Source organism: Pseudomonas furukawaii, from assembly GCF_002355475.1.
In the GTDB taxonomy this organism is placed as follows: domain Bacteria; phylum Pseudomonadota; class Gammaproteobacteria; order Pseudomonadales; family Pseudomonadaceae; genus Metapseudomonas; species Metapseudomonas furukawaii.
On the sequence record NZ_AP014862.1, the window covers coordinates 4,377,581 to 4,402,001 of the forward strand.

Below are 24,421 nucleotides of genomic sequence, written 5' to 3' on the forward strand. Positions count from 1 at the left end.
ATCAATGACTTGATAAAAACGGAGTTATTCCTCCGCCAATTCCTCGTCGCGACGGCTCATGCCGTACTTGCGCATCTTCTCCACCAGGGTGGTGCGGCGGATGCGCAGGCGCTCGGCGGCACGGGCGACGACGCCGGAGGCATCGTCCAGCGCCTGCTGGATCAGGCCCTGCTCCAGGTTGCCGAGGTAGTCCTTGAGATCCAGCCCCTCGGGCGGCAACAGCGCGGGCGAAGCGACTCCCGGCAGACCGGCGCCGATGGCCGAGCGCTCCTCGATCTCTTCCCGCAGGCTGGCCTTGAGGTGCTCGTCCTCATCATCCACGTGGCGGAACTTCTTCGGCAGCTCGCTGACGCCGATGACGCCATAGGGGTGCATGATGGCCATGCGCTCCACCAGGTTGGCCAGCTCGCGGACGTTGCCGGGCCAATCGTGGTTGCACAGGGACATGATGGCGGCGGAGTTGAAGCGGATGGAGCCGCGCTTCTCGTGCTCCATACGCGAGATGAGCTCGTTGATCAGCAGCGGGATGTCCTCGACACGTTCGCGCAGGGGCGCCATGTCGATGGGGAAGACGTTGAGGCGGTAGTAGAGGTCTTCACGGAAGCTGCCGGCCTCGATCATCTGCTCGAGGTTCTTGTGGGTGGCGGCGATGATGCGCACGTCGACGTTCTGGGTCTTGTTGCTGCCCACGCGCTCGAAGGTACGCTCCTGCAGCACACGCAACAGCTTGACCTGCATGGGCAGCGGCATGTCGCCGATTTCGTCGAGGAACAGGGTGCCGCCGTTGGCCAGTTCGAAGCGCCCCGCCCGGCTGGTGATGGCGCCGGTGAAGGCCCCCTTCTCATGGCCGAAGAGCTCGCTTTCCAGCAGCTCGGCCGGAATCGCGCCACAGTTGACCGGCACGAAGGGCGCCTCGCGACGCTTGGAATGGTAGTGAAGGTTGCGCGCGACCACTTCCTTGCCGGTTCCGGACTCACCGAGGATCAGCACGCTGGCATCGGTGTCGGCCACCTGCTGCATCATCTGCCGCACCTGCTGGATGGCGCGGCTGGTACCCACCAGGCTGCGGAACAGGTTGGGCTCGCGCTGACGGCCACGCTCGCGGGCATGGTCGTACATTTCACGGTAGACCTGGGCGCGGTGCAGGGAGTCGAGGAGCTTGTTGTAGCTCGGGGGCATCTCCAGGTAGGCCAGGAGACGGCGGCGCAGGTCTTCCGGCCAGTCCGCCTGGACCTGATCGCCAATCAGCAACACCGGCAGGAACTCGTCCCAGACCAGCAGTTGCTTGATGAGCTCCAGCGCACCGCCCTTGGCATTCACCTCGCCCAGCATGACGCACAGCACGTCACGACTGGCGCCAAGGGAGGCGGTAGCGTCACGCCAGTCCTGGCTGCTGCAGGACAGGTGCTCTTCCCCAAGGAAACTCAGGATCACCGCGAAATCACGGCGGCGATCGCTGTTGTCGTCGATCAGCAGAATTTTGGTTTCACGCCACATTGTCGGGTTCTTGCTTTTTTGGCTGAACGCCGCGATTCACGGCGCATGGGGAGACGGCGCATCCCTGGAGGAGGATTGCCCGGCAATTGGCCACTAGTAAAGTGAAAAACCCTTGCCGAGTCAATTTTATGGCGTGCTTTTTTTGGTTGAGCCGACGGAATAGCTAAACGATTGTCGGCTCGGGGCCGCGATACTGGCAGATGGAAATCACCTGGCGGTCAGCCGAACAGTTTGTAGACTTTCGCACCCTGCTGGGCCTGGTTCAGCTGGATCAGCTCACCGGCAACCCTCTGTTGCTCAGCCTGGCACACCGTCACCAGCTCGCGATACAGGGCCAGGAGATCCTGCATGCGGTTGCCCAGTTGCTCGGTGTCGTCCAGGGCATCGACCATGGCGTCGTCGACGGCCTGGCGGCAGAGCTGGTCAAGTTGGCCGATGGCGTCCCAATCCTGGCGGGACAGCGCCTCGCGCAGGGCGGCGCCAGTGGCTTCAAGACGCTGGACTGTTGCATTCATTGGAAACTCTCCTGCCCCACCCGGGATCATCACTGGGCGATACCGTCCCATCCGGTTTTCACGTTGCGCAGCAATCCCGACACTTCGTCCACAAGGGCCGCATCGCTCTTCAGGTTGGCTTCCACCAGTCGCGAGACCATGTAGTCGTAGAGCGCATCCAGGTTGGGCGCGATCTCGCCGCCCTGCTCGAAGTCCAGGCTGTTGCGCAGGCCGCCGATGATAGCAATCGCCTTGCCGATCAGCTCGCCTTTCTGTGCCAGCTGGCCGCGCTCGATGGCGCCACGGGCCTGGGCCAGGCGGGTGAGGCCGCCTTCCATCAACATCTGGATCAGGCGGTGCGGGCTGGCATCCATGATCTGAGCGTTGGTGTTAACGGACTGGTACTGCTTGAGGGCCGCCATCGCATTCATGATTCGCTCTCGCTCGTGTATCGGGCTGTGATACACGAGGTATCGGCAGTACCGGCAAGAGCTTTAGCCCGCACCTTTGCGGAAATCAGGAAATTTCCGCAGGCGCTGCCGCCGCCACCTCGGGGCCAATCGCGTCCCAGGCCTGCTTGATCTCCAGCAACAACGACTCGACCTCGTCGATGGGACGCGGCGAGTTGTCCAGCGCCACCCGAGAAAGGCGCCGGGTCATGTAGTCGTACAGCGCATCCAGGTTCTCGGCGATCTCGCCGCCCAACTGCCTGTCCAGGCTCCCCTGGAGCACGCCGATGATGCTGAGGGTGGAGCCGACCGCCATGCCGCGCACTTCCGGATTGCCGGTTTCCAGTCCGTGGCGCGCCAGGGACAGGCGCTCCAGGGCGCCATCCAGCAACAGCTGCACCGCGCGGTAGGGGCTGACGTCCTGGCTGGTCTTGACTTGCTTGTAGGTATCGATCGGGTTGGCCATTAGCTGCTCTTCTTGACGACGCCAGGCAGGTTGGAAAGCGCCTGGCCAATGCGGTCGCTGGTCTGGTTGAGGCTGGCGACGAGGGCATCCATGGCGTTGTACTGGGCGTACAGACGGGCCTGGACCTTCTGGATGCGCAGGTCGAGTTGCGTACGCTGGTCCTTGACCGAATCGAGGGTGGATTGCAGACCGTCCTGGCGCTGGGCCAGCACGCCACCGGACTCGGTGTAGACACTCAATTTGTCATTCAGGCGCGCGGTCAGGCCGGTATCGCCGGTGAAATAGCTCGCGACCGACTCGTACTGGGTGCTCAAGGCCTTGTCGAGCTTGGTGTCGTCGATCTTCAGCGTGCCATCCTGCTGGGTGGTGATGCCCAGATCGGAAAGGATCGAGATACCCCCCTTCTCACCGGAGGGATTGACCAGCTCGTTGCGCACGGTGGACACCAGGTTGCGCACGCTGGCGTCGCCCACGAGCGCACCGGTCACGGGCGCACTGCCGGTAACGGTGGTGACTGAGGTGATGCTCTTGGTCACGCCCAGCATCTTGTTGTAGGCGTCGACGAATTTCTTGACGTTGGCCTTTACCGACGAGTTGTCCTGGTCGACCGTGACGGTGAACTTCTTGCCGGGCTCCGCCGCGACCAGGTTCAGGGTCACGTCGGAAATCGCATCGGAAACCGAGTTCTTGGAGCTGCTCAGGGCGATCCCGTCGATGGTGAACTGGGCGTCCTGGGCCTGGGTGAGGTAGCCGCTGCTGGACGCGTTGGCGCTGTCCAGCGCCGACAGCGCGCCCGAAGGGCTGGAGGCCGGGTCGTTGTCGGCGAAGCTGCCTATACGGAACGCCTCCAGCCCGGACGAGGCCTGGACATAGATGTCCTCGCCGTCACCCGTGGTGTTCGAACTCAGCACCAGGCGCGAGGAACCGTCCGCCGGGTTGCTGACGATGTTGGCACTGATGCCTTTGTCCTTGAGCGCCGTGTTCAGGCTGTCGCGGATCTCGGACAGCGTCGCGCCGGCGGCGACCTGCACGTCAACACCGCGGTCGTCGGCGCCGAGCTTGACGGTCAGGGTCCCGGCGACGGCCGTTGTCGCGTCCTTGGCGAAGGTGGAAGTCCCGACCTTGCTGGCCGTGGCGAGCCGCTCCACGGTCACCTGGTAGCTGCCGGAGCTGGCCTTGCTGGAAGCGGTCACAGTGGCCAGGTCGGTATTGCTGGACTTGGCCGTGCGCTTGGAGAAGAGGTCGGCGGAGTTGAGGTCCTTCAGCGCGGTCTGGAATTCGCTGATGGCACCCTTGAGCTGGCCGAGGGCGGTGAACTTCGAGGTTGCGGCCTTCTCGACACGATCCAGTTGAGCCGCCTTGGGCGCTTTTTCAGCATTCACCAGGGCCGACACGATCTCGTCGATGTTCATGCCCGTGCCAAGTCCCGTGATACCCGCCATTTTCCATTACCTCGCCAATCGTCTGACGCCTGCTCCACTACTCCAGGAGACAATCAATAAACGTGCCATCCGGCACGCGCCTTTCTGCTATCAGGCTTCCGCCTTGAACAACAGACTGCGCATTTCCGAGAGGCTCTCGGCCAGTTTCAGCGCATCCTCGGAGGGGATCTGCCGAATCACCTCGCCGGATTCCGAATCGGTTACCTGCACCACCACGCGCCCGCTGCTGTCGTCCACGTCGAAGTTCAGGTTGCGACGAATGCTCTGGACGAACTCCTGAATGCTTGAAGCCGCCGCCACAACCGGCTCACGGTCCTCCTCACTTTCGGACTTCGGTCGTGCCTGCTCGCCGACCTTCTCGGGACTTTCCTGCTTCGCCGGAGCACGGACCTGGCCACTGCCGACGGGAGCCGCATTAACGCCCTTGCTCGTCAGATTGACTATTCCGATATCCATCGTGCTCACCTCACAAATGGCAAGAAGGGGGGAAGCGCCAAGCACTTCCCCCCGCGTTCAACGCCTTGCCTCGTCCGGGCCTTAGCCCAGGAGGCTGAGGACGGCCTGCGGCAACTGGTTGGCCTGGGCCAGGATCGAGGTACCTGCCTGTTGCAGGATCTGGTTCTTGGTCAGGTTAGCCGTTTCCGCAGCGAAGTCGGTGTCCTGGATACGACCGCGGGCGGCCGATACGTTTTCCGAGATGTTCTGCAGGTTGCCGATGGTGTTCTCGAAGCGGTTCTGTACCGCACCGAGGTCCGCGCGCTGGGAGTCGATCATCTTGATCGCCTGGTCGATCACCAGCACCGCCTCCTGGGAGTTCTGCACGGTGGTGACGTCGATGTCGTCGATCTTGTCCTCGGTCACGGCGGTGGCCGCGGTGTAGGTACCCGCAGTGATACCGGCCGGCAGGCTGGCGAAGCTCAGCGCGGTCAGCTCGTTCGCGCCATCCTTGTCCTGGGAAACGATCTTCATGGCGCCGGTGTCGTCCACGAAGGCACCCACGCCGAGGTTGGCATCGTTGATCGCAGCACCCAGGGCGCGAGCCGCCTCGACTGCAGTCGCGCCGCTGGCGATGGTGGTCTCGATGGTGACGCTCTTGCCGTCGACGGTCATGCTCATGGAGGCGGTACCGGAGGCGGTCGCGGTGCCGGTGGCGGCGGACACATCGCCTTCGTAGTACTTGCCGGTGAGCGAGTCGGTGCTCATCTCGTCGATCTTGACGCTGATGGTTTCGTTCGCGGCGCTGCCCACCTGGAAGGTGGTGGTGCCGAAGGTGCCGTCCAGCAGCTTCTTGCCACCGAAGGTGGTGGTGTTGGAGATACGGTTCAGTTCCTTCTTCAGCTCGGTCACTTCGGCGTTCAGCGCCTTGCGCTCGTCGTCGCTGTTGGAACCGTTGGCCGATTGCAGCGACAGGTCACGCATACGCTGCAGGATGCTGGTGGACTGCTGCAGGGCGCCTTCAGCGGTCTGCGCCATGGAGATACCGTCGTTGGAGTTCTTCACCGCAACGCCCAGGCCGTTGATCTGGCTGCTCAGGCGGTTGGAGATCTGCAGGCCGGCAGCGTCGTCCTTGGCGCTGTTGATGCGCGAACCGGTGGACAGGCGTTGCAGGGAGGTGTCCAGCGCACGGGAGGAGGAGTTCAGGTTCCGCTGGGTGTTGAGAGACGCAATGTTCGTGTTGACGGTCAAAGCCATGATGTTTGTCCTCCATCGGACCTAACGTGTTTGCCTGGGCTTGCGCATCTGGCCTGCATCGCTCAGGCAACCATTGAGTGCGCTGTCATGTTGCTTATCGACCTCTTCGGGAAGAGCTTTAGGGTGGATTCCAACTTTTTTCACCCTCGCTCCGGGACGCTTGTGAAACCCGCGTTTCCCGATGAGTTGATCAGCTTTTCGGCAGGTCCGACTGGAACTTTAGTGCAGAGTCATCACGATTCGGGCGTCGCGCCCGGCCGGCGTCGGCCGGGCGCCCGCACTCAATCAGGCATCCAGGCGCGATGCCATTCGGCAAGGTTGTCACCCGACAGCATCCAGTCCCGCAGGACCGTTTCGCGGAGCAGGTCACCTGCCCGCGCGGACGCATCCGGGTCGTTGAGGTGCATGCGGATGGCATCCACCCAGTCGCGGAAGCGGTTCTTCACGCGAGTCACCGGCAAGCCGTCCTGGTAGCAGCGGACATCGCTGCAGATCACTGGGTAGCCGCAAGCACCGTATTCCAGCAAGCGCAGGTTGCTCTTGCACTCGTTGAAGAGGTTCTGCTCCACCGGCGCCAGGGCCAGGTCCAGGTTGAGGCTGGCCAGGGCCTGCGGGTAGCGGTTGATGTCCACACCCGGATGGACTTCCTTGACGTAGGGACGGATGGCCTCCGGGCACATGCCGAAGAAGACCCAGTCCACCTCCCCTGCCAGCTCCTTGACCACGTCGACGATCATCTCCAGGTCGCCGCTGTGCCCGGCACCACCCGCCCAGCCGACCCGGGCTCGGGTGCCGGTGCGACGATGGCTCTGCAGGTCGCCCCACCAGTGCGTCGGCAATCGGTTGCGGACCACCCGGATCTGCTCGTGCATGCCGGCGAACGCCTCGGCCAGAGGTTCAGTGGAAACCACGAAGCGGTCGACGCAGGCGAAGCCCTGGCGCAACGAGCGCAGGATGTCCTTGGGCATGTGCTGCCGGTGGGCATTCTTCAAGGGCAGGTTGGGCAGGTAGTCGTCCAGTTCGTAGACCTTGAATGCCGAGGAGAAGGCCTTCATCCGGCGCATGGCCTCCAGGCGCGCCTCACCCACCTGCCGCTGCAGGAGGATGACGTCGGGCTGGAAACGCTCCAGCTCGGTCAGGGGCAACAGGTGAGTGGACATCACGCCTTCCAGGAACCCCTCATCCTCCAGGGCCTTGAAAGGCTGAACCACCCGGTAGTGGCCACAGCCGAAGAGGTCGGCCGGGTGCGCCAGTATCCGAGGCAGCGGACGCCAGGACTCCAGCGGGCGCCAGGCGAGGCCGACGTCGGCCAACTTGAAGCCACCGGGCTGCAACAACGAGAAATTCGGGTTGTAGGCCGGATCACGGGCAAGCACGGGCAGCCATCGGGCGTAGAGCGCATCCTCTTCGTCCTTGCTGGGAGCTTCCTGGGCCGCCGCCTCCAGCATGAGCCGCGCGCTCGCCGCCCACACCGTGAGGTAGCCGGCCTGGCGGCTGCGCAGGCAGAGGTCCACATCCAGGTAGCACGCTGGCAGGTCCGTCGCGCAGCCGCCCAGTTCGGCGTAGAGATCACGACCGATCATCAGGCAGTCACGGCTGACGGCGCTGTAATCCTGGTCTACCTGCAGGCGCTGCAGGTAACCCGGCGCGTCCAGCGCCTCACCCGCGAAGGGCCGGCCAACGGGACCGTCCAGCCCCAGAACCAGGCCGGCGTGTCGCACCGCGCCATCCGCCGCGATCAGCTTGGCGCCCACCACACCGACCTCGGGACGCAAGGCATGGTTGACCAGTTCATCCAGCCAGCCCGCATCGATCACTGCGGTGTCAGGTGACAACAACAGGAGGAAGTCGCCGTTGGCCTGGGTCGCGGCAAGGTTGAGGGCAGCCGCATCGGACCGCTCGGCGCTCGGCCAGACCGTCCGCAGGCGCGCCTCGCCCAGGCCGGCAAGTGCCGTGAGCCAGTCACGGACGTCGCCAGCAGCGGCATCGTTCTCGATCAGCAGCAGTTCGTAGTGAGGGTAGCGGGTGCTTTCCAGCAGGCTTTCGACGCAGCGCTGCAACGGGGCCAGTTGGCTGCCGGCCAGCAGCAGCACCGAGACCAGCGGCTGCTGAGGGTGTCCATAGCGGATGCGGTACTGGCCCGGCTGGACCGACCCGATCTCGGGCCGTTCGTACCCCCTGCCCTGCAAATGCCGCAGGATGGCCCGGCGCTCGTCATCGAGATCGGCGAGCACCGGCGCTTCGGTGATCAGCAAGGGCTCGGCGATATGGCCCAGCCCCGCCAACCCGCCCCCGTTGATCAGCCGCAGGATCAGGTCCAGCTCGACGGCCTGCGGCAACTCGGCATCGAAGCCGCCGATCTGCAGCACCTGGTCCCGACGGAACAACCAGTGATGGGCCATGCCGGCAGGGAAACTGAGCAGGTAGTCGAGGTTGAAGGCCGGGCGGAAGCCGGCACCGAGCGCACCCTGCGCCTGGCGATAGACCAGGTCGCAGTACACGGCGCGGCAATCCGGCGCCGTCAGCAGTTCCAGGCTGGCCATCAACAGGCCGTTGGCGGTGAACTCGTCGCCGGCCCTGGCCACCAGCAGCCAATCGAAATCGGCATCCTGAAGCGCCTGGTTCAGCACGCCCACCCAGTTCTCGGCGGTCACCTCGAGGACCGGCAGGGCCAGATCGCCCGACGCGCCCACGGACAGCAGCAACGGCTGCAGATTGTCGTAGCCGTTGTGCGGCGGCTGCAGGGACGCCAGAGTCCGCGCCACCGCGTCGCGTTCAGCTCCCAGGTCCAGCACCACCACACCGATGCGGGGACCGCCGGCGTTCGCTTCCAGGCGCTCGGCCACCAGTCGCTGCTGGCCAGCGCTCAGCTCACGCGCCTGCAGCCAACCCTGCAGGCCGGCCTTGCGCGGCGAGCCTGCCCCCTTCAGCAGACCGAAGCGCCGCAGCATGTCGTCGCGGCCGAGACGGACCCGCTCGCTGCCGAGGTCGGCGTGACGCCGGTACATTTCCTGGTAGAGCGCGCCGAAGTTCTTCTGCTCGCGCCCCAGCATGTGGTCGGAGCCAGTGTTGGGCGCATCCCGCAGACGCACCTCGGCCGTGACGACCGGCAGGTGCACGAAGGGATAGCGCGCCGCCAGGCGCAGGAGCATGTCCCAGTCTTCGAAGGCCGAGAGCCCGGTGTCGAATTCGCCCACCGAAGCCAGCATGCTGCGCGGATGTGCCCAGGTGTTCACCGGGATGTAGTTCTGCACGAACAGCCGTTCGCGGTCGAAGACCTCGTGGGCGAAGGGCGCCTGGCGAGCGAGTTCGACGCGGGAGTCCCCTTCCAGGCGCTCGTTGACGTACTCGACGCCGGTGTAGACCACGCTCTGCGGCTGGCGCTCGAACGCGCCGGCCAGGCTTTCCAGATGCGTGGGCAGGTAGAGGTCGTCGTCGTCGAGGTAACAGATGAAGCGGCCTCGGGCCAGCTTGAGGCCGGCATTGCGCGCTGCCGACAAGCCCTGGTTGCGTCCCTGGTAGAGGTAGGTGATCGGCAGGTCGAATTCCGCCAGCAGGGACTCCACGGGGTCGCCGTGGTCATTCACCAGGATGACCTCGAAGTCCTTGAGGGTCTGCGCCTCCAGGCTGGCGAGGGCATGGCGCAGCAGGCCGGGACGGTTGTAGGTGGTGAGGATGATCGAGAACAGCGACGTCTCCCCCTCCCGCGCCAGGGCCTCCAGGCGCTCGCAGAGCTGGCGGGCATGCTGGCCGAGCTCCGACTGGGTCTCCTGGGGATACAGGGCCAGGCGCCGCTGGATATGGGCGGCCACCTCGCGCTCGCGCCCCTTCAGGCGGGCTTCCGCCTTGCGGTTGAACACCCCCTGCACGATCGCCAGGTGCGCCGCCAGCGGCTCCGCGGAGGCGTAGAAACGGTTCGACTCCTGCCCGCCATGCCAGCGATAGCTGACCCCGGGCGTGTCGACATAGGCGAAGTCGGGAAAACGCTCGGCCATCTGCACGACCATTTCCCAGTCGCCCGCGCTGTAGGTCTTCTCCGGCCGCCAGGTGGTGCAGAAGGCCTCGCGGCGATAGATCACCGCCGACGGCGCCATGTAGCAATCGTGGATCAGCAGGTCGGCGACCTCGTTGCGCCCGCCGACGTAGTCGCCACTCCAGTAGCCTGGGTGGCGCGGCTGGTTGATGGGCTGCCCGTTGCCGTCGACCCAGCGGATGCTGGTATAGCCGACCGCCACCTGCGGCTGCTGCTCGAGGAGCGGCAGCAGGCGGGACAGGTGGCCCGGATTGAAGTAGTCGTCCGCCGAGAGGAAGGTCAGGTAGCGTCCCCGGGCCACCCACATGCCATTGCGCCAGTTGTAGCCGGGGCCGTAGTTGTAGCGATTGCGCATGTAGCGAACGCGAGGCTCATCGGCGAATGCGCGCATCACCTGCGGGGTGTCGTCGGTGGAGGCGTTGTCCAGCACCAGGATCTCGATGTCGTCCAGCCCCTGGTCCAGCACCGACTGGACGCACTGCGGCAGGAAACGCCCGTAGTTGTAGGAGGGAATCACGACGCTGAGCAGTGGTCCGTCGCCACGGACCCTGGCGGCATCGGCGGCGATGGCCGAGGTGACGCGGTGGATCCAGAAGTCCGCCGAGCGGTGGTAGAGCCGGGAGTGGTCACGCTCGTCATCATTGCGTGCGATGGCCCAGGGCTCAGCCCCCTCCCTGTCGGTCAGCACATCGGAGTTCAGATAAATCAGGCGCTCGTCATAGAAGGGGACGACCGCCGGCAGGAATAGCGCGGCGTAGCGGCTCTCATCGTCCAGCCCCTCCCGCTCGTCGCCTCGCTGCAATACCAGATAACAGTTCCGGGGCTCGATGGCAGCGAGCAATGGCTGGCCACGGTAGTCGCTGGCGATCAGCAGCAGGCCGTCGCAATCGGTCGCGGCCGCCGCCGTATCGACGCGTTCGAAAGCAAGACCATTACCCTGCCCGTAGCATCCGAGCGGCTCAAGTGGCATCTGCCGCGCCAGGTGCGACCAATCCTCCTCAGACAGGACAAATGCCCGCTGGGTGCTCGAGTCGAAGCCGGCGATCCCTACATGCCAGGGATGCTTGCAACGCCCCCCCGCGATCCAAGCCCAGTCCGTCATGCTGTCTCCACCTCGATTGGAGCGGTCGAATGCTGTTGCCGGGTGGCGCCGTCCAGGCCATCCACCAGGTCCTTCCAGGAAATGATGAGCGCCGCGCCGGCCAGGTGCTGCCGGATCAGGGCCTCGATGTAATGCTCATGGTCGCGCTCGGAGCTCACCAGGACCACGTCCTCCGGCCCGACGTGCTCGCGCATCCAGTCCAGCGCGTGAATGGGCACGCCCAGCAGCGAACGGCCCTGGCGGTTGACGTTGGAATCCAGGCAGGCCAGGACCTCACAGCCGCCGCGACGCGCTTCCAGCACCAGCAGGGCGGCGATGAAGGCGCTGCCGAACACCACGACCCGCCGCCCCGCCAGGGGCGCCAGCAGATTCGCGCTGGCATCGTCCGCCCGTGCCTGCGCCCAACGCAGCAACTGGCGGGTGGCGCTGCCGTGCCCTTGGGCCGACAGGCCCTTCACCCCGGCAAAGCGTTCGCCCGGCGTAAGCAGGTCGTGCAGCATGACGATCGGCAGCCCGGCCAGGAAGGCGTCCGGCGAGGCGTCCAGGTTGGCCTTGAGCTTCGCGGTCGCGCGCGCCACCCGGTCGACGACGCCTGTACCCACGCGTGCCCGCGCCTGGGTGGTGATCAGTTCCTGGATATCGAAGCGCTCCACGAAGGCGTCGAAATGCAGGGCATCCGGGCGTCCGCCGGGCACCTGGCCGGCCACCCTCTTCAGCCGGCGATAGAGGTAGACGCCCGGGCGCGAGAGGCTGGCCGCGTGGGAGAACTGGTTGGTGTGCACCCGGCGGCGCAGCAACGGCGCGCCGATATAACCGATGGCATGGCGACGGTTGACCCGCGCCGGCAACAGCACATCGGCGATGCCCGCCGCATCCATGGGGTTCTTCAGGCGCGGTGCCTCGCGAAACGGCAACTCCATGGAATACAGCCTGGGCAGGCAGGCGCGCTCCAGCATGACCCCACTGGGCATCGGCCACAGTCGCTCCCTGAGGAAGCTGGCGATGTACTCGCCGGGCCCGAACACCCGGTCTTCCTCCGGTGCGTTGACGCTCCCGGGAATGGCCCGACCGTCCTGGTCGATATCGCTGACCCGGGTCCAGGCCAGACGCACCTCGGGGTGAGCATCCATGAACGCCATCTGCCGCTCCAGCATGTCCGGCTCCATGATGTCGTCGTCGTGGGTGACGATCACCCGCTTGCCGATGGCGAGATGGAAGGCCGAGCAGCAGTTGAACTCCACCGTGGAGTAATGCACCGAGTTCCGCACATAACGGATCCTCGGGTCGGGAAGGCCCAGCACGTAGGCCCCCGTGCCATCGGTGCTGCCGTTGTCCAGCACCAGCAGCTCGAAGGTCCGGTAGCTCTGCCCGAGGATCGCCTCCACGGCTTCCTTGAGGTAGTGCAGCCGGTTGTAGGTCAGCAGGGCGACCGTCAGCGGCGGCGGCGCACGGCGGCTCATGGAGTGACTCCCGAATGCGCTGCGATGATCGAGCGGTGCCGCTCGCCATGGAGGAAGATGAAGTTGGTTTGCGCCGTGGTCTCGTCGATCAGGGCACAGCGCCGCACACCGTCCTGATGCAGGGTGTAGGCGCCATAGCCATGGCGACCGAGCAGCTGCAGCACATCGTTGGGGTGGTAGTCGAACTGCCGTGCCCATTTGCGCAACAGTTCGATGAGGATCACCGGCTGGTGGCGGGCAAGCACGGCTTCGGCGCCCTGCATCACCATCAGCTCGGCCCCTTCGACATCGCACTTGATGACGTGCGGTGCCAGGCCGTTGCGCTCGCAGAACAGGTCCAGCGTGGTCCCCGGACAGGGAATCCGCTCCAGGCTCTCCGCGCCGCATGGCTGCCCCGCCACCGCCAGGGACGTAGCCCCCGAGCAGCGGGGCGTGTGGAGAAACTCCAGCGGGCCCTCGCGGTGGGAGAATGCCAGCCGATGGGCCTCGACATTGCCCAGGCCGTTGTGCCGGATATTCCGCTGGAGCAGCTCATGGGTATGGGGAATGGGCTCGAAGGCATGCACCTGCGCCAGCGGACGGTGCCGCGCCAGGGCCAAGGCATACCAGCCACAGTTGGCACCGATGTCCAGGAAGGTGCCATCCTCCGGCAACACCGACTTGAGGAACTCCGTCTCCGCCGTTTCATAGGCACGAAAGTTCATCAGGGTGTAGGGCACCAGATGCTGGTCCTGGGGGTCCAGCACCAATTCCACCTGCTGGGAGCGGGAGCGGACGTAGATACCGTCGGCCTGGATGCGCAAGGCCTCCACATCGGTGCCCTGGAGCAGGCCGGGGTAGTCGAAGAGGCCCTCGTGCCGGGCATGGATGGCCTCGATGTAGTCCTGCTTGCGGATTTCACCGGCCTCATGGGCGTCGCGCAGCTGCGTCAGCGTATTCATTGGCGGTCGGTATCCTGTTCGGCAAGGCAGATGATGCGCCCGGTCCAGCCGTAGGCGTCGACGAGCGTGCGCCTGATCTCCTCGGCATAGGTGGTGCTGGCGATGAAGACCGTCGCGTCCGGATGTTCCCGCACCGACTCGGGCGCGGAAATGGCGACACCGAGCAAGGGCTTGCCCTGCAGGGCCTTGTTGCGATCGACGATGGCGCGGATGTTCGCCTCGCCCAGGCGGGTATCGCAGAGCAGGCGGCTGGTCAGGCCACCCGCCCCCCAGATGACCAGGGGCTCGCCGCTGGCCACCAGTCGCCGCGCCTGTGCCTCCACCGGCGCCAATCGCTCCTGGGAGAACGCCACATAGCGGCGCAGGCTGTCCGCCGAGGCCCGGTCCGGCTCGATGGCGACGGAAGCTTCCCCCGCCTTGCGGTAGAGCGCCAGGAGGTAGTGGTTGTCGTAGAAGTCGTTGTGCTGGGAGATGACCTCGACCTTCTCGAAGCCCGCGCCACGGAGCAGGTTGTCCAGGCTGGTCTCGCTGAAGAAGTTGATGTGCTCCAGGGCGAACTCCAGGAAGGGCTCGGCCGGTGGTGCCGCGCCGAAAGACATTACATCGGGGACAGCGAGGAACAGGTAGCCGCCCTCCTCCAGCAGTGTGGAGATCTTTGCCATGCCGCCGGTGAGGTCGGCGATGTGCTCCAGCACGCCGCACAGGCTGACCAGGCGGAAGCGCTCTTCCGTGGCGAACCCGTCCAGGGTCCCGCTGCGGATATCCAGTCCGTAGGTCCGCCTCGCCAACTCACTGGCGGCGGGGCTCGGCTCCATACCCAGCAAGGACTCGAAACCGGCTATCTGGAATTGCCGAAGGAAATGCCCCATGCCAGAACCGATATCCAGGATGCGGTCATCGCGCTTCAGTGGGGCGTTGTCCTGCACGAAGCGGAAGAAGTCGGCATGGATCCGCTCGAGGCCGGCGGGTAACTCGGCGTGCAGATGATGCTCGACGCCCTGGTAGAACTGGTTGAGGGCCGACTGGTCCGGGATGTCACTGGCGTAGGCGAAGCCGCAAACGCGGCACGCCACCACATCGTAGTGAACGGGCCGGGGCAGTCCGGGAAACAGGAAGTGCTGGCGGCGCAATGCCTCCGGCTCCGCTCCACCGCAGATTTCACAAGCTCTCCTGGTCAATCTCGGATTCCTTTCATGGGTTCAGCCATCGATGCAGGGGCGAACCGACGTCGATACGTGCGTGGTAGTTCCCCAGGGCTACCTGAGTCGCCTCTCCAACCAGATATTTGGAATAGCGCGTCTCCGGGTGCTCGTGCTCCTGCTGGTTGATCAACTCGGCCAGCTGGGCACCGGCCTCATCGAGCAACGGACCGTAGTGGCGACGGCTTTGGTTCAGGTGATCCTGAGCCACCGCGTAGAGCATGCGGTCATAGGCCAAGGCCCGGTCGAGCCGGGTCTTGAGGGCGGGCTCGACGGCTTTCCTCGCGTCCGGTCGCACATTGCACTTCTGTGGCACCACATGCTGCCAACCCAACTTCTTCGCCATGATCAACAAGGACACCTCGAACTGCTCGCTGACCCCGACGAATTCGCTGGCCCAAAGGTTGTCGATGGCCACTCCCAGCTGGGTCATGGAGATGGTCTCGGTGGTAAAGGTGCCGCTCACATAGTGGGCAATGGCGTTGCGGTAATAGGGGATGTCAAGCGCAACGCTGATGCGTTGGTCCTCGGATAGGCCGGAAGCGGCCAATTCACGGTGGAAGCGATGCTCCTCATCGCGCGTCGCATGGGCAATATCCGAGAGGAAGCGCTCGACGGGGTCACGCAGGAACGTGAAATACCGGGGCTCGCGGATTCCAAGGAAGCGGTGGGTGCCGTAGGGGGTATGCCCCTGGATCAGCCGATAGGTATCCGTTCTGCCCATCTGAGCAGCTGCAGCCACCAGTATTTCCTTGGGATCCCCGTACAGGCTGAGCACCTCATCAGCCGCATAGTTCTCGGTGATCAGCGTGCGTAGCGTGCTGCCGGCGGTCTTGGGGATGTGGATGAAAATGGGGGGGTTCATAAAGGCTCTCCTCATGCGCGCCCAGGCGTGGGCGCCACGGCGCTACCGAGCATCCGCGGCAACCCGTCTTCCAGACCGACGCGGGGGCACCAGCCCAGACGCGCGATCTTGTCGATATCGAAATGCCCCGCGCTGCGGGCGGCCGGCGCCAGCGGGTCGCGGGCCTTGGCCCGGACATCAAGGTGCTCGGTCTTGCCGGCTGCGGCGATGAGCAGGTGGGCCAGCTCCAGGATGGTGGTCTCGCGGGTTTCGCCGACGTTGTAGGCCTCCCCCGCCCTGCCCTTGAGCAGGACGTGGAACAGCCCCAGGACGGTGTCGGAGACGTAGCAAAAGGGTCGCGAGGCGCTGCCGTCGGAATCCAGCTGGATATCCCGGTCGTTCAGCACATCGGCCAGCAGGTCGGCGATGGCGCGGCCATCGTCCAGGCGAATCCCCGGGCCATAGCAATGGGACACCCGGGCGATCCGGGCATCGACCCCGTACTGGGTGTGGTAGGCCCGGCACAGGGTTTCCGCCAGGCGCTTGCTTTCGCTGTAGCAGGCCCGGGGCGACAGCGGGTCCTCGCTGCCGAAATCGGTTTCGCCGATGGCCTCGATACCCTGGGTGTTCTCGCCGTAGACCGCCCCGCTGCTGAGGAACAGCAGGCGCGCCGAGTGCCGGCGGGCCAGCTCCAGCATCTGGCGGGTGCCCTCGGTATTGGCCAGCACGGTGTCCACCGGGCGCTGCAGATAGGAGCGCGGGCTGGCCGGGCTGGCGGCATGGATGATGACGTCCGGCGCCACCTCCGGTGGCAGGGGCTGGGTCACGTCCTGGATCAAGGGTTCGACTTCGCCGGGCAGATCGAGCCAGGGCAGGCGCTCACGCAACCGGCCCAGGTCACGGGCCAGCGCCTGGATATGCAGATTGGCAGCAGGACGACTGCGGTTCAGCCAGGCCAGCGCCTCGACCAGGTGCCCGCCGATGAAGCCCGCGGCCCCCGTCACCAGGATGCGCTTGCCGTACAGGGCCTCCCAGGGCAGCGCGGCCGTGAGAATCCCCGACAGGTCTTCGGCCAGGCAGGCCTCAGGTGCCTTCATATACAGCCTCCAGGCCGACCAGGCGCTCAGGGGCGATGCCCATGGCGAGCAACTGCCGGCGAATGTCCGCGCCGAAGCGGATGGAGCAGATGAGGATGGGCAGGTCGCCGTGGCGCGCCGGATCGTAGCCTTCGACCACGAATCCTGCCCGCTGCTGCCCCCATTTGGCCGGTGACGAGTCCACCAGCGCATGCAGCTCCAGCCCCTCGGCAAGCGGCTCCAGGTAGTTGTGGAAGTCGCCACCGATGGCATAGGCGATGAAAGGGCCGCCGAGTCGCTGGCGGAAGCGCTGCAGCAGGAGTTCCCGCTGGATCGCCGGCTGCGCCTGGCGCTCGGCGATGACCCGGATCGAGTCCGGGTAGACCGGCGATTCGTAGTGCCCCGTGGTGAGGCTGCGGCAGGCGAAGCCGCAGCGGGCCAACAGCATGCCGAGGGATGCCGGGGTGAACTGGTGCAGGTGCTCGGGATTGCGGTCATCGGCCAACGACGGATGCCCGGCCTGGTTCGGCACCTCGATCAGCAGCCTGCCGGCCGGTCCCAACAGCCGCGCCCAAGCCAGGAGCTCCGCTTCCGGCTCGGCGATGTGCTCCAGCACATGGAAGGAGGCGATCAGGTCGTAGGGAAGGGTCGACACCCCGGCTGCCGACGTCGAGAACACCCGGTCGAGGTGCTGACTGGCCAGGTCGCGGTCGCGGGACAACTCGATCCCGTCGTAGACCACGGGCAACCGGGCCTTGAGGGCCTGGCCCAGCGCCCCTTCCGCGCAGCCCACCTCCAGCACCCGCAGGCCCGGCGCCAGCAGGTCGGACAGCGCCGCCGAGCGCTCGGCGATCTTGCGGGCGAACCAGGGCGCCTGTAGGTCGTTACGCGCCACCAGCGATTCGTAATAGCCGGCGTCGGTCGCTGCCGGCGGCGTCCGCCAGCGGTGACCGCACGACAGGCAGCGGGTATAGGCCGGGCTTTCCAGGGCGCCCTCGACCGAGTGGGCGCAACAGGGGCAGGACCGTTTCATGGCGTCAGCGCCGAACCGCCAGGGACACCGGGCTCAGAGGCACGAGCATTTCCGCCTGCAGCTGCTCCAGCGGCAACAGCGGACTCATGTCCTCCAGCGGCATGGAGGTCATCGAGCCATCGGCCTGGGGTACCGCCGCCACCTTCGGGCTGAGCGCCTCGTCCTTCTGCAGCATCACCTCGACGATCATCGGTCGTGGCTGGGCCATGGCCTCGGCCAGGCCCGGAGCCAGCTCCGCGATGTGGCGGATGCGCTTGAACGGCAGGTGGTAGGCCCGCGCCAGCTCTTCCAGGTCCGGCATCCACAGCCCGGCCTCGGGACCGGTGCCGACGTAGCGACCCTCGAAGTAGTTGCGCTGGGTGTTGCGGATCGAGGCATAGCCGCCGTTGTTCATCACCACCAGGCAGATCGGCAGGTCGAAGCCACGCAGTGTGGCCAGCTCCTGGAGGTTGAGTTGCAGGCTGCCGTCGCTTTCCACCGCCACCATTGGCTTGCGGCCGTTGGCGAAGCAGGCGCCGATCGCCGCCGGCAGGCCATAGCCCATGGCACCGAGGCCCGAGGTGAGGAATACCCGCTGGCCGGGACGGTTGCGGAACACGGTGTAGAACACCTCGACCGCGAGCCCGGAGCTGCCCGTGCTTACCAGGGTATCGGCCGGCACGGCGTCGGACAGCGCATCGGCGAACTGGAAGTGGCTGATCGGCCCTTCGACCGGGAATGGCTTGCCGTCATTCACGCCGTAGCGCGCCTTCCAGTCGGCGCAGCGTTCCAGCCATTGCGAACGCCTGAACCGGGCATCGCCCAGGGATTCGCCGAGAGCCGCGATGAAATCGCCAGCATCGCTGGAGATCGCCACCTCGATGGGCATGTCGAGCTTGTCGATCTCGTGGGTATCCACATCCACCACGACCTTGCGAGCGGCGCGGGCGAAGTCGCGCGGCGCGTAGGCGGTGATGATGTTGTCGAGGCGGCAGCCGATGGCGATCAGCAGGTCCGCGTTCTGCACCGCGAAGTTCGGTGCGCGCAACGCCACGACGCCGGGTCGCCCGACATACAGGGGGTGCTCGTGGGGCAGCAGGTCCATGGCGTTCCAGGTGGTCACCACCGGCACGCCCAGGGCCTCGACCAGATTGCGGAAGGCCTTGGCCGCGCCGCTCAGGCGAACCCCGTGGCCAGCCAGGATCAGCGGCCGCTCGGCGCCTTCCAGCAGACGACGTACCTGCTCCAGCAACGCCGGGTCCAGGGTTGCGGCCGGGGCCGGGTCGGGCTGCCAGCCTTCAAGGCGGGCGGGGTCGATGGGCGCGCCCTGGACATCCAGCGGCACGTCGACCCACACAGGGCCGGCACGGCCATCACGCGCGAGGAACGCGGCACGCTCCAGCTCGCGACGGATGTCCTCGGGACGCTCGATGGTCACGGCGTACTTGGTGATGGGGGTGACAACGCTGACGATGTCCACCTCCTGCACGCCCCTCTGCCGCAGCGGCGCCCCGCGCAGCAGGTCGGCACGCTTCACCTGGCCGGAAACCACTAGAAGCGGCACCGACTCGATCCAGGCACCGGCGACGGCGGTTACCGCGTTGGTCGCACCCGGCCCCGTGGTGACCATGGCCACGCCGAGGTTCTCGTTGATCCGGCAATAGGCTTCGGCCGCGATGGCCGCGGCCTGCTCGTGGTGACAGGCGACCACCTCCAGGCGCTCATGCTTGCCCACGGCGTCATTGAGGTGCATGGCCCCCCCGCCCGGCAGCAGGAACACATGCTCCACGCCCAGCCCGGCGATGAAGTCGGCAATGTAGTCGGCAACACGATAAGGGCTCGGCACGTCAGTCCATCCAGTAGCTCAAGAGGGTTTTTCGGTCCCGATTGGCGTTGATCGCCTCATCGGTATAGAAGGAATCGTTGGCGTAATGCGTGGAGGAAAGCTCCTCGATGATCGCCCCGCCCGGGCTGCTGAAGGCATGGCGAACACCAGGCTCCACGGTGACCACGTCGCCTGGGCGGCACGTGCTCTCTTCACCATCCAGCCACAACCTCAGCTCGCCCTGCAGCACGTGGAAGGTCTCTTCCTTGCGCTCGTGGTACTGCTCGGGGTGCCGCTGGCCAGGCAGCAGCATCAGCAGTTTCTTGCAATAACCGCGATTGACCACCGTGAGCATGGTCAGGCCCACCTCGTCGAAACGGTCGAGTCCGTAGTGGTGGGAAATCTCCAGGTCGACCCGGCCGGGGAACACCACATGACTGTTGCGCAGTTGCGCACGAACCTGCTGGACGATGTCCCAGACCTTGTTGCGGACGTCGCGCCGGGTGCTGTTGGCCGGACCGATAGGTGCGTCGGCGGGGATATCGGCCTGGGCGGTGAAGGTGGCGTACTTCGACCAGTCATTGGCGGTGAACTGGTCGTCCCGGGGCGGAAAGGCGAAATAGACGTCCTCGGCATGCACCACCTCCCCCGCAGTGATGGGCCGCCGGGCGAACACGCCCCGGCGCAAGGAGCGCAGGCTCGCCAGTTCGCTCTCGTTGACCGGCAGGCGCTGGCTGCCTTCCCCGCACAGCAGCAGGGCGTAGCGGGCCGCGTCCAACCAGCGGCGAACCTGCTCGGGACTGGCCGAGTAGGCGTTGATCGGGTAGCGCTCGGTGGGCAGACCGACATGCTTCTCGAAGACGCGGGCGCCCTTGGCCAGGGCCATCTTGACGATGTCGGTGTTGTCCGGGTCCTCGTGGGTGGAGAAGCCCACGCGCACGCCGGGGTAGCGCCGCTGCAGGAAATCCACCTGGGACAGGTGCATATGGGCGTCCGGTGTCGGGTACTCGCCGACGCAGTGGAGGATGGCGAAGTTCTTCTCCCGATGGGTGAGGAAGCTCACCAGGCGATCCACTTCCTCCAGGGTCGCCCCGGCGGTGGAAACGATCAGCGGGAACCGGGTCTGCACCACGCGCTCCAGCAGCGGCCAGTCGCTCATGGAGCAGCTGGCGATCTTGATGGCATCCAGCCCCTGCTCCTCGATCAGCGCCACCGACGGCTCGTCGAAGGGCGTGGACAGGCAAAGGAAGCCGCAGGCACGAATCTCCGCGACGAGCGCATCGAACTGCTCGCGGGACAGGCGTGTCTCGCTGAAGCGCTTGATGTACTTCACATCGTCCCGGCCGCGCATGGCGGGGTGGATGAAGGTATCCAGATCCCGGTACTGCAGCTTGAAGGCGAAGCGGAAGGGAAAGTCCCGGCACACGTCGGCGAAGGCCCTGATCAGCGCGATCCCATGCTCCAGGTCACCCATGTGGTTGTTGGCCATCTCGAGGATGAACAGCGGCCGGTCGAAGAGCGCAGCTGCGGCAGTGGAAACGTCGTTCATGTTCAGACTCCTTGGGCGAACCAGGCTTCGATCCGGCTGGCTGCGTGTTCCAGATGGGCTTCGGACAGGCCCGGCCAGAGGCCGATCCAGAAGGTGTCGCGCATGACCTTGTCGGTCACCCTCAACTCGCCTGCGACGCGGTACTCGAGTCCCTGCATGTAGGGTTGCCGCGTCAGGTTGCCGGCGAACAGCAGGCGCGTGCCCACCTTGTGCCGGTCCAGGTCGCGCAGGAGCTCGACGCGATCCACGCCGCAACCATCGCGCAGGGTGATGGGGAAACCGAACCAGGACGGGTCGCTGCCGGGCGTCGCCCGGGGCAGTATCAGGCGGTCGGCGCAGCCGGACAGTCGCTCGCTGAGCCAGGCGAAATTGCGCCTGCGGGCGGCGATGAAGTCGTCCACCCGGTCCATCTGCGCCAGCGCGCAGGCGGCCTGCATGTCCGTGATCTTCAGGTTGTAGCCCAGGTGGGAGTAGGTGTACTTGTGGTCGTAGCCTTCCGGCAGATCGCCCAGCTGCCAGCAGAAGCGCTTGCCGCAGGTGTTGTCCTCCCCCGGCGCGCAGTAGCAGTCGCGGCCCCAGTCGCGGAACGACTCCATGATGCGCTTCAGCAGCGGGGTGTCGGTGAACACCGCACCGCCTTCGCCCATGGTGATGTGGTGCGCCGGGTAGAAGCTGAGGGTGCCGATGTCGCCGAAGCTGCCCACCTGCCGCCCTTCGAAGGTGGCGCCCAGGGCGTCGCAGCAGTCCTCGATCAACCAGAGCCCGTAGCGGTCGCAGAGTTCGCGGACCACCTTGAGGTTGAAAGGATTGCCGAGGGTGTGGGCCAGCATGATGGCCTTGGTCTTCGGGCCGATGGCGGCCTCGATCAGCGCCGGGTCGACGTTGTAGGTGCCCAGTTCGATGTCGACGAACACCGGCACCGCGCCGAACTGCAGGATCGGGTTCACCGTCGTGGGGAAGCCGGCGGCGACGCCTATCACCTCGTCGCCCTTGCGGATCGCCCGGTCCCCCAGGCGCGGCGACGTGAGGGCCGAGAAGGCCACCAGGTTGGCCGAGGAGCCGGAGTTGGTGGTCAGCACCGAGCGCCGGCCGAGGTAGCGGGCCAGCCGCGACTCGAAGGCCTGGTTGAAACGCCCGGTAGTCAGCCAGCCATCCAGCACGGCCTCGGTCATGCGCTGCAGCTCGGCTGCGCCGATCACCTTGCCCGATGGCGGCACCGCATGCTCACCCGGCATAAAAGGGTTGGGCGCAAACTGCAACTCCGCGTAGCGCCCTACCAGTTCAACTATCTGCTGGCGCAGTTGCGCCGCCTCATCACTCATGGGTTCTCGCCTTGAAATGCCGCGATCTGCGCGCGGGTGAAGGCCTGCATATCCTGACCCGCCTGCCAGGCCTGGTGCCACGCCAGGGTCCGTTCCAGGGTTTGCTCCAGGGAGCCGTTTGGACGCCAGCCCAGGCGCTGGCGAGCCTTGGACGAGTCGAGCGTGAGCAGCCCGGCCTCGTGGGGTTGCACCTCGCCACTGGCGGTCCAGCCAGGGCATCCCGGCCAGAGACGCGCCAGCTGTTCCACTACCTCGCCTACAGGGGCCACGCCTGAGGCATCGGGGCCGAAGTTCCAGGCCTCGGCCACTCCATCGCCCCGTTCCACCAGGGCCTGGGCCAGCAACAGGTAGCCCTGCAGGGGCTCCAGCACGTGCTGCCAGGGACGAGTGGCCTGGGGATAACGCAGGGTGAGCGTCTCGCCCCGCTGCCAGGCAGCCAGGGCGTCCGGTATCAGGCGTTCAGGCGACCAGTCGCCGCCGCCCAACACGTTGCCCGCCCGGGCGGTGGCCAGGGCGACACCCCGGGCCCGCAGGAAGGAATCGCGCCAGGAGGCGCACAGCAACTCGACGCAGGCCTTGCTGCTGCTGTAGGGATCGACGCCGCCGAGGGCGTCCTGTTCACGATAGGGCCAGACCCATTCGCGGTTCTCGTAGCACTTGTCGGTGGTGACCACCACGACGGCGCGCACGGTTTCGCACTGGCGCACCGCCTCCAGCAGGTTGAGGGTGCCCATCAGGTTCACCCCATAGGTGTCCGCCGGCGCCCGATAGGACTCGCGCACCAACGGCTGGGCCGCCAGGTGCAGCACGATCTCGGGTCGGAACGCCAATAAGTCGCGGCTCAGGGCCTCGGCATCACGAATATCGGCGATCCGCCCCGGCACCCGCTCCGCCAGACGCGCGGACTGCCAGAGCGATGGGGTCGTGGAGGCCTCCAGGGCGTAGCCGAAGACCTCGGCGCCCAGCTCGCGCAACCATAACGCCAGCCAGCCGCCCTTGAACCCGGTATGCCCGGTGAGCAGGACGCGCCGCCCTTGCCAGAAGGCCGGATTCAACGCCACAGCTGCCACTCCGCCTGGCCGCTCTTCCAGCGCTCCTCCAGCAGGACGCGGTCGCGCAGGGTGTCCATCGGCTGCCAGAATCCGCGGTGCAGATGACTCATCAGCTGGCCATCGTCGGCCAGCCTGCGCATCGGCTCGTACTCCCAGGTCGTGCTGTCGCCGGCGATGTAGTCGAGCACGGCCGGCTCGAGCACAAAGAAGCCGCCATTGATCCAGCCACCGTCGCCCAGCGGCTTTTCCTGGAACCCGTTGACCTGGTCCCCCTGTACATCCAGGGCACCGTAACGGCCGGGGGGCTGGACCGCCGTGACCGTGGCCAACTTGCCGTGCTGGCGATGGAAATCGAGCAACGCCGGAATATCCACATCGGATACCCCGTCGCCGTAGGTGAAGCAGAAGGTTTCGTCGTCCAGGTACTCGCGCACCCGCTTGAGTCGCCCCCCGGTTCCGGTGCTTTCGCCGGTATCCACCAGGGTGACGCGCCAGGGCTCGGCGTGGCGATTGTGGATGTGCATGCGATTTTCGGCCATGTCGAAGGTGACGTCGGACATGTGCAGGAAATAGTTGGCGAAGTACTCCTTGATGACATAGCCCTTGTAGCCGAGGCAGATCACGAAGTCATTGATGCCGTAGTGGGAGTAGATCTTCATGATGTGCCAGATGATCGGCTTGCCGCCTATCTCGATCATCGGCTTGGGCCGCAGGTGGGATTCCTCGCTGATACGCGTTCCCAATCCCCCCGCCAGGATTACCACTTTCATTTCTTGTCAGCCTTGTTATGAACCTGCACCGGTCATGTCGCGTCAGTATTCCGACTCGTGCACGGCACGCAGCAAGAAGCTTGCCAGCGGCCCGGCATGCCCGTCGGGGCGGCGTCGGGGCGCTCGGCGAAAATGCCGGGTGCAAATGCGCGGGAGTGTAGCGAATGCCCGGAATGACGTCGCTGCGATTTTCCGC

19 protein-coding genes are annotated in these 24,421 nt (G+C 65.8%); all 19 read right to left on the minus strand.

Annotated elements, in window-relative coordinates; genetic code table 11:
* Window positions 1-24 precede the first annotated feature (24 nt).
* Window positions 25-1,497: a sigma-54 dependent transcriptional regulator gene (locus tag KF707C_RS20240; protein WP_003456975.1), complete on the minus strand. Its 1,473-nt coding sequence runs from the start codon at window positions 1,495-1,497 to the stop codon at window positions 25-27.
* 218 nt (window positions 1,498-1,715) lie between these two features.
* Window positions 1,716-2,012 (minus strand): flagellar protein FliT, encoded by a 297-nt coding sequence (locus tag KF707C_RS20245; RefSeq protein WP_003456972.1) that lies wholly within the window; start codon window positions 2,010-2,012, stop codon window positions 1,716-1,718.
* A 29-nt stretch (window positions 2,013-2,041) separates the two neighbouring features.
* Entirely contained in the window at window positions 2,042-2,422 is a 381-nt protein-coding gene (fliS, locus tag KF707C_RS20250) for a flagellar export chaperone FliS (protein ID WP_036994402.1), read from the minus strand.
* Window positions 2,423-2,507: 85 nt separating this feature from the next.
* Window positions 2,508-2,906: a flagellar export chaperone FliS gene (fliS, locus tag KF707C_RS20255; RefSeq protein WP_003456968.1), complete on the minus strand. Its 399-nt coding sequence runs from the start codon at window positions 2,904-2,906 to the stop codon at window positions 2,508-2,510.
* Complete coding sequence (gene fliD / locus KF707C_RS20260; protein WP_003456966.1) at window positions 2,906-4,348, minus strand: flagellar filament capping protein FliD; 1,443 nt, start codon at window positions 4,346-4,348, stop codon at window positions 2,906-2,908. Before fliD ends, fliS (KF707C_RS20255) begins: the two co-directional genes overlap by 1 nt.
* A 90-nt stretch (window positions 4,349-4,438) precedes the next feature.
* The gene (locus tag KF707C_RS20265) at window positions 4,439-4,804 is read right to left on the minus strand and encodes a flagellar protein FlaG (RefSeq protein WP_003456963.1); all 366 of its coding nucleotides are present in this window, start codon (window positions 4,802-4,804) and stop codon (window positions 4,439-4,441) included.
* Between the two features lie 81 nt (window positions 4,805-4,885).
* Window positions 4,886-6,040 (minus strand): flagellin, encoded by a 1,155-nt coding sequence (locus tag KF707C_RS20270; protein WP_003456961.1) that lies wholly within the window; start codon window positions 6,038-6,040, stop codon window positions 4,886-4,888.
* A gap of 281 nt (window positions 6,041-6,321) precedes the next feature.
* On the minus strand, window positions 6,322-11,175 hold the full coding sequence (locus KF707C_RS20275; protein WP_231992285.1) for a glycosyltransferase: 4,854 nt from the start codon (window positions 11,173-11,175) through the stop codon (window positions 6,322-6,324).
* The gene (locus KF707C_RS20280; protein ID WP_003456957.1) at window positions 11,172-12,635 is read right to left on the minus strand and encodes a glycosyltransferase family 2 protein; all 1,464 of its coding nucleotides are present in this window, start codon (window positions 12,633-12,635) and stop codon (window positions 11,172-11,174) included. Before KF707C_RS20280 ends, KF707C_RS20275 begins: the two co-directional genes overlap by 4 nt.
* Window positions 12,632-13,576, minus strand: a complete 945-nt coding sequence (locus tag KF707C_RS20285; protein WP_003456955.1) for an FkbM family methyltransferase — start codon at window positions 13,574-13,576, stop codon at window positions 12,632-12,634. Before KF707C_RS20285 ends, KF707C_RS20280 begins: the two co-directional genes overlap by 4 nt.
* The gene (locus KF707C_RS20290) at window positions 13,573-14,706 is read right to left on the minus strand and encodes a class I SAM-dependent methyltransferase (protein ID WP_003456953.1); all 1,134 of its coding nucleotides are present in this window, start codon (window positions 14,704-14,706) and stop codon (window positions 13,573-13,575) included. The genes KF707C_RS20285 and KF707C_RS20290 overlap by 4 nt, the downstream gene beginning before the upstream one ends.
* Before the next feature lie 61 nt (window positions 14,707-14,767).
* Window positions 14,768-15,640 carry a sulfotransferase family protein gene (locus tag KF707C_RS20295; protein WP_003456951.1) on the minus strand — a complete coding sequence of 291 codons (873 nt, stop codon included), beginning with the start codon at window positions 15,638-15,640 and terminating at the stop codon, window positions 14,768-14,770.
* 11 nt (window positions 15,641-15,651) lie between these two features.
* A complete protein-coding gene (locus tag KF707C_RS20300; RefSeq protein ID WP_003456949.1) occupies window positions 15,652-16,716 on the minus strand; it encodes an NAD-dependent epimerase/dehydratase family protein in 1,065 nt (354 codons plus the stop codon).
* On the minus strand, window positions 16,703-17,728 hold the full coding sequence (locus KF707C_RS20305; RefSeq protein WP_003456947.1) for a class I SAM-dependent methyltransferase: 1,026 nt from the start codon (window positions 17,726-17,728) through the stop codon (window positions 16,703-16,705). The genes KF707C_RS20300 and KF707C_RS20305 overlap by 14 nt, the downstream gene beginning before the upstream one ends.
* Window positions 17,729-17,732: 4 nt before the next feature.
* Window positions 17,733-19,553, minus strand: a complete 1,821-nt coding sequence (locus tag KF707C_RS20310) for a thiamine pyrophosphate-binding protein (RefSeq protein WP_003456945.1) — start codon at window positions 19,551-19,553, stop codon at window positions 17,733-17,735.
* Window position 19,554: 1 nt separating this feature from the next.
* Window positions 19,555-21,081, minus strand: coding sequence for an N-acetylneuraminate synthase family protein (locus tag KF707C_RS20315; protein ID WP_003456943.1), 1,527 nt, complete (start codon window positions 21,079-21,081; stop codon window positions 19,555-19,557).
* A gap of 2 nt (window positions 21,082-21,083) precedes the next feature.
* Window positions 21,084-22,403, minus strand: coding sequence for a lipopolysaccharide biosynthesis protein RfbH (gene rfbH / locus KF707C_RS20320; protein ID WP_003456941.1), 1,320 nt, complete (start codon window positions 22,401-22,403; stop codon window positions 21,084-21,086).
* Complete coding sequence (gene rfbG / locus KF707C_RS20325) at window positions 22,400-23,464, minus strand: CDP-glucose 4,6-dehydratase (protein WP_003456937.1); 1,065 nt, start codon at window positions 23,462-23,464, stop codon at window positions 22,400-22,402. Before rfbG ends, rfbH begins: the two co-directional genes overlap by 4 nt.
* Window positions 23,455-24,225, minus strand: a complete 771-nt coding sequence (gene rfbF / locus KF707C_RS20330; protein WP_036994400.1) for a glucose-1-phosphate cytidylyltransferase — start codon at window positions 24,223-24,225, stop codon at window positions 23,455-23,457. The genes rfbG and rfbF overlap by 10 nt, the downstream gene beginning before the upstream one ends.
* Window positions 24,226-24,421 lie beyond the last annotated feature (196 nt).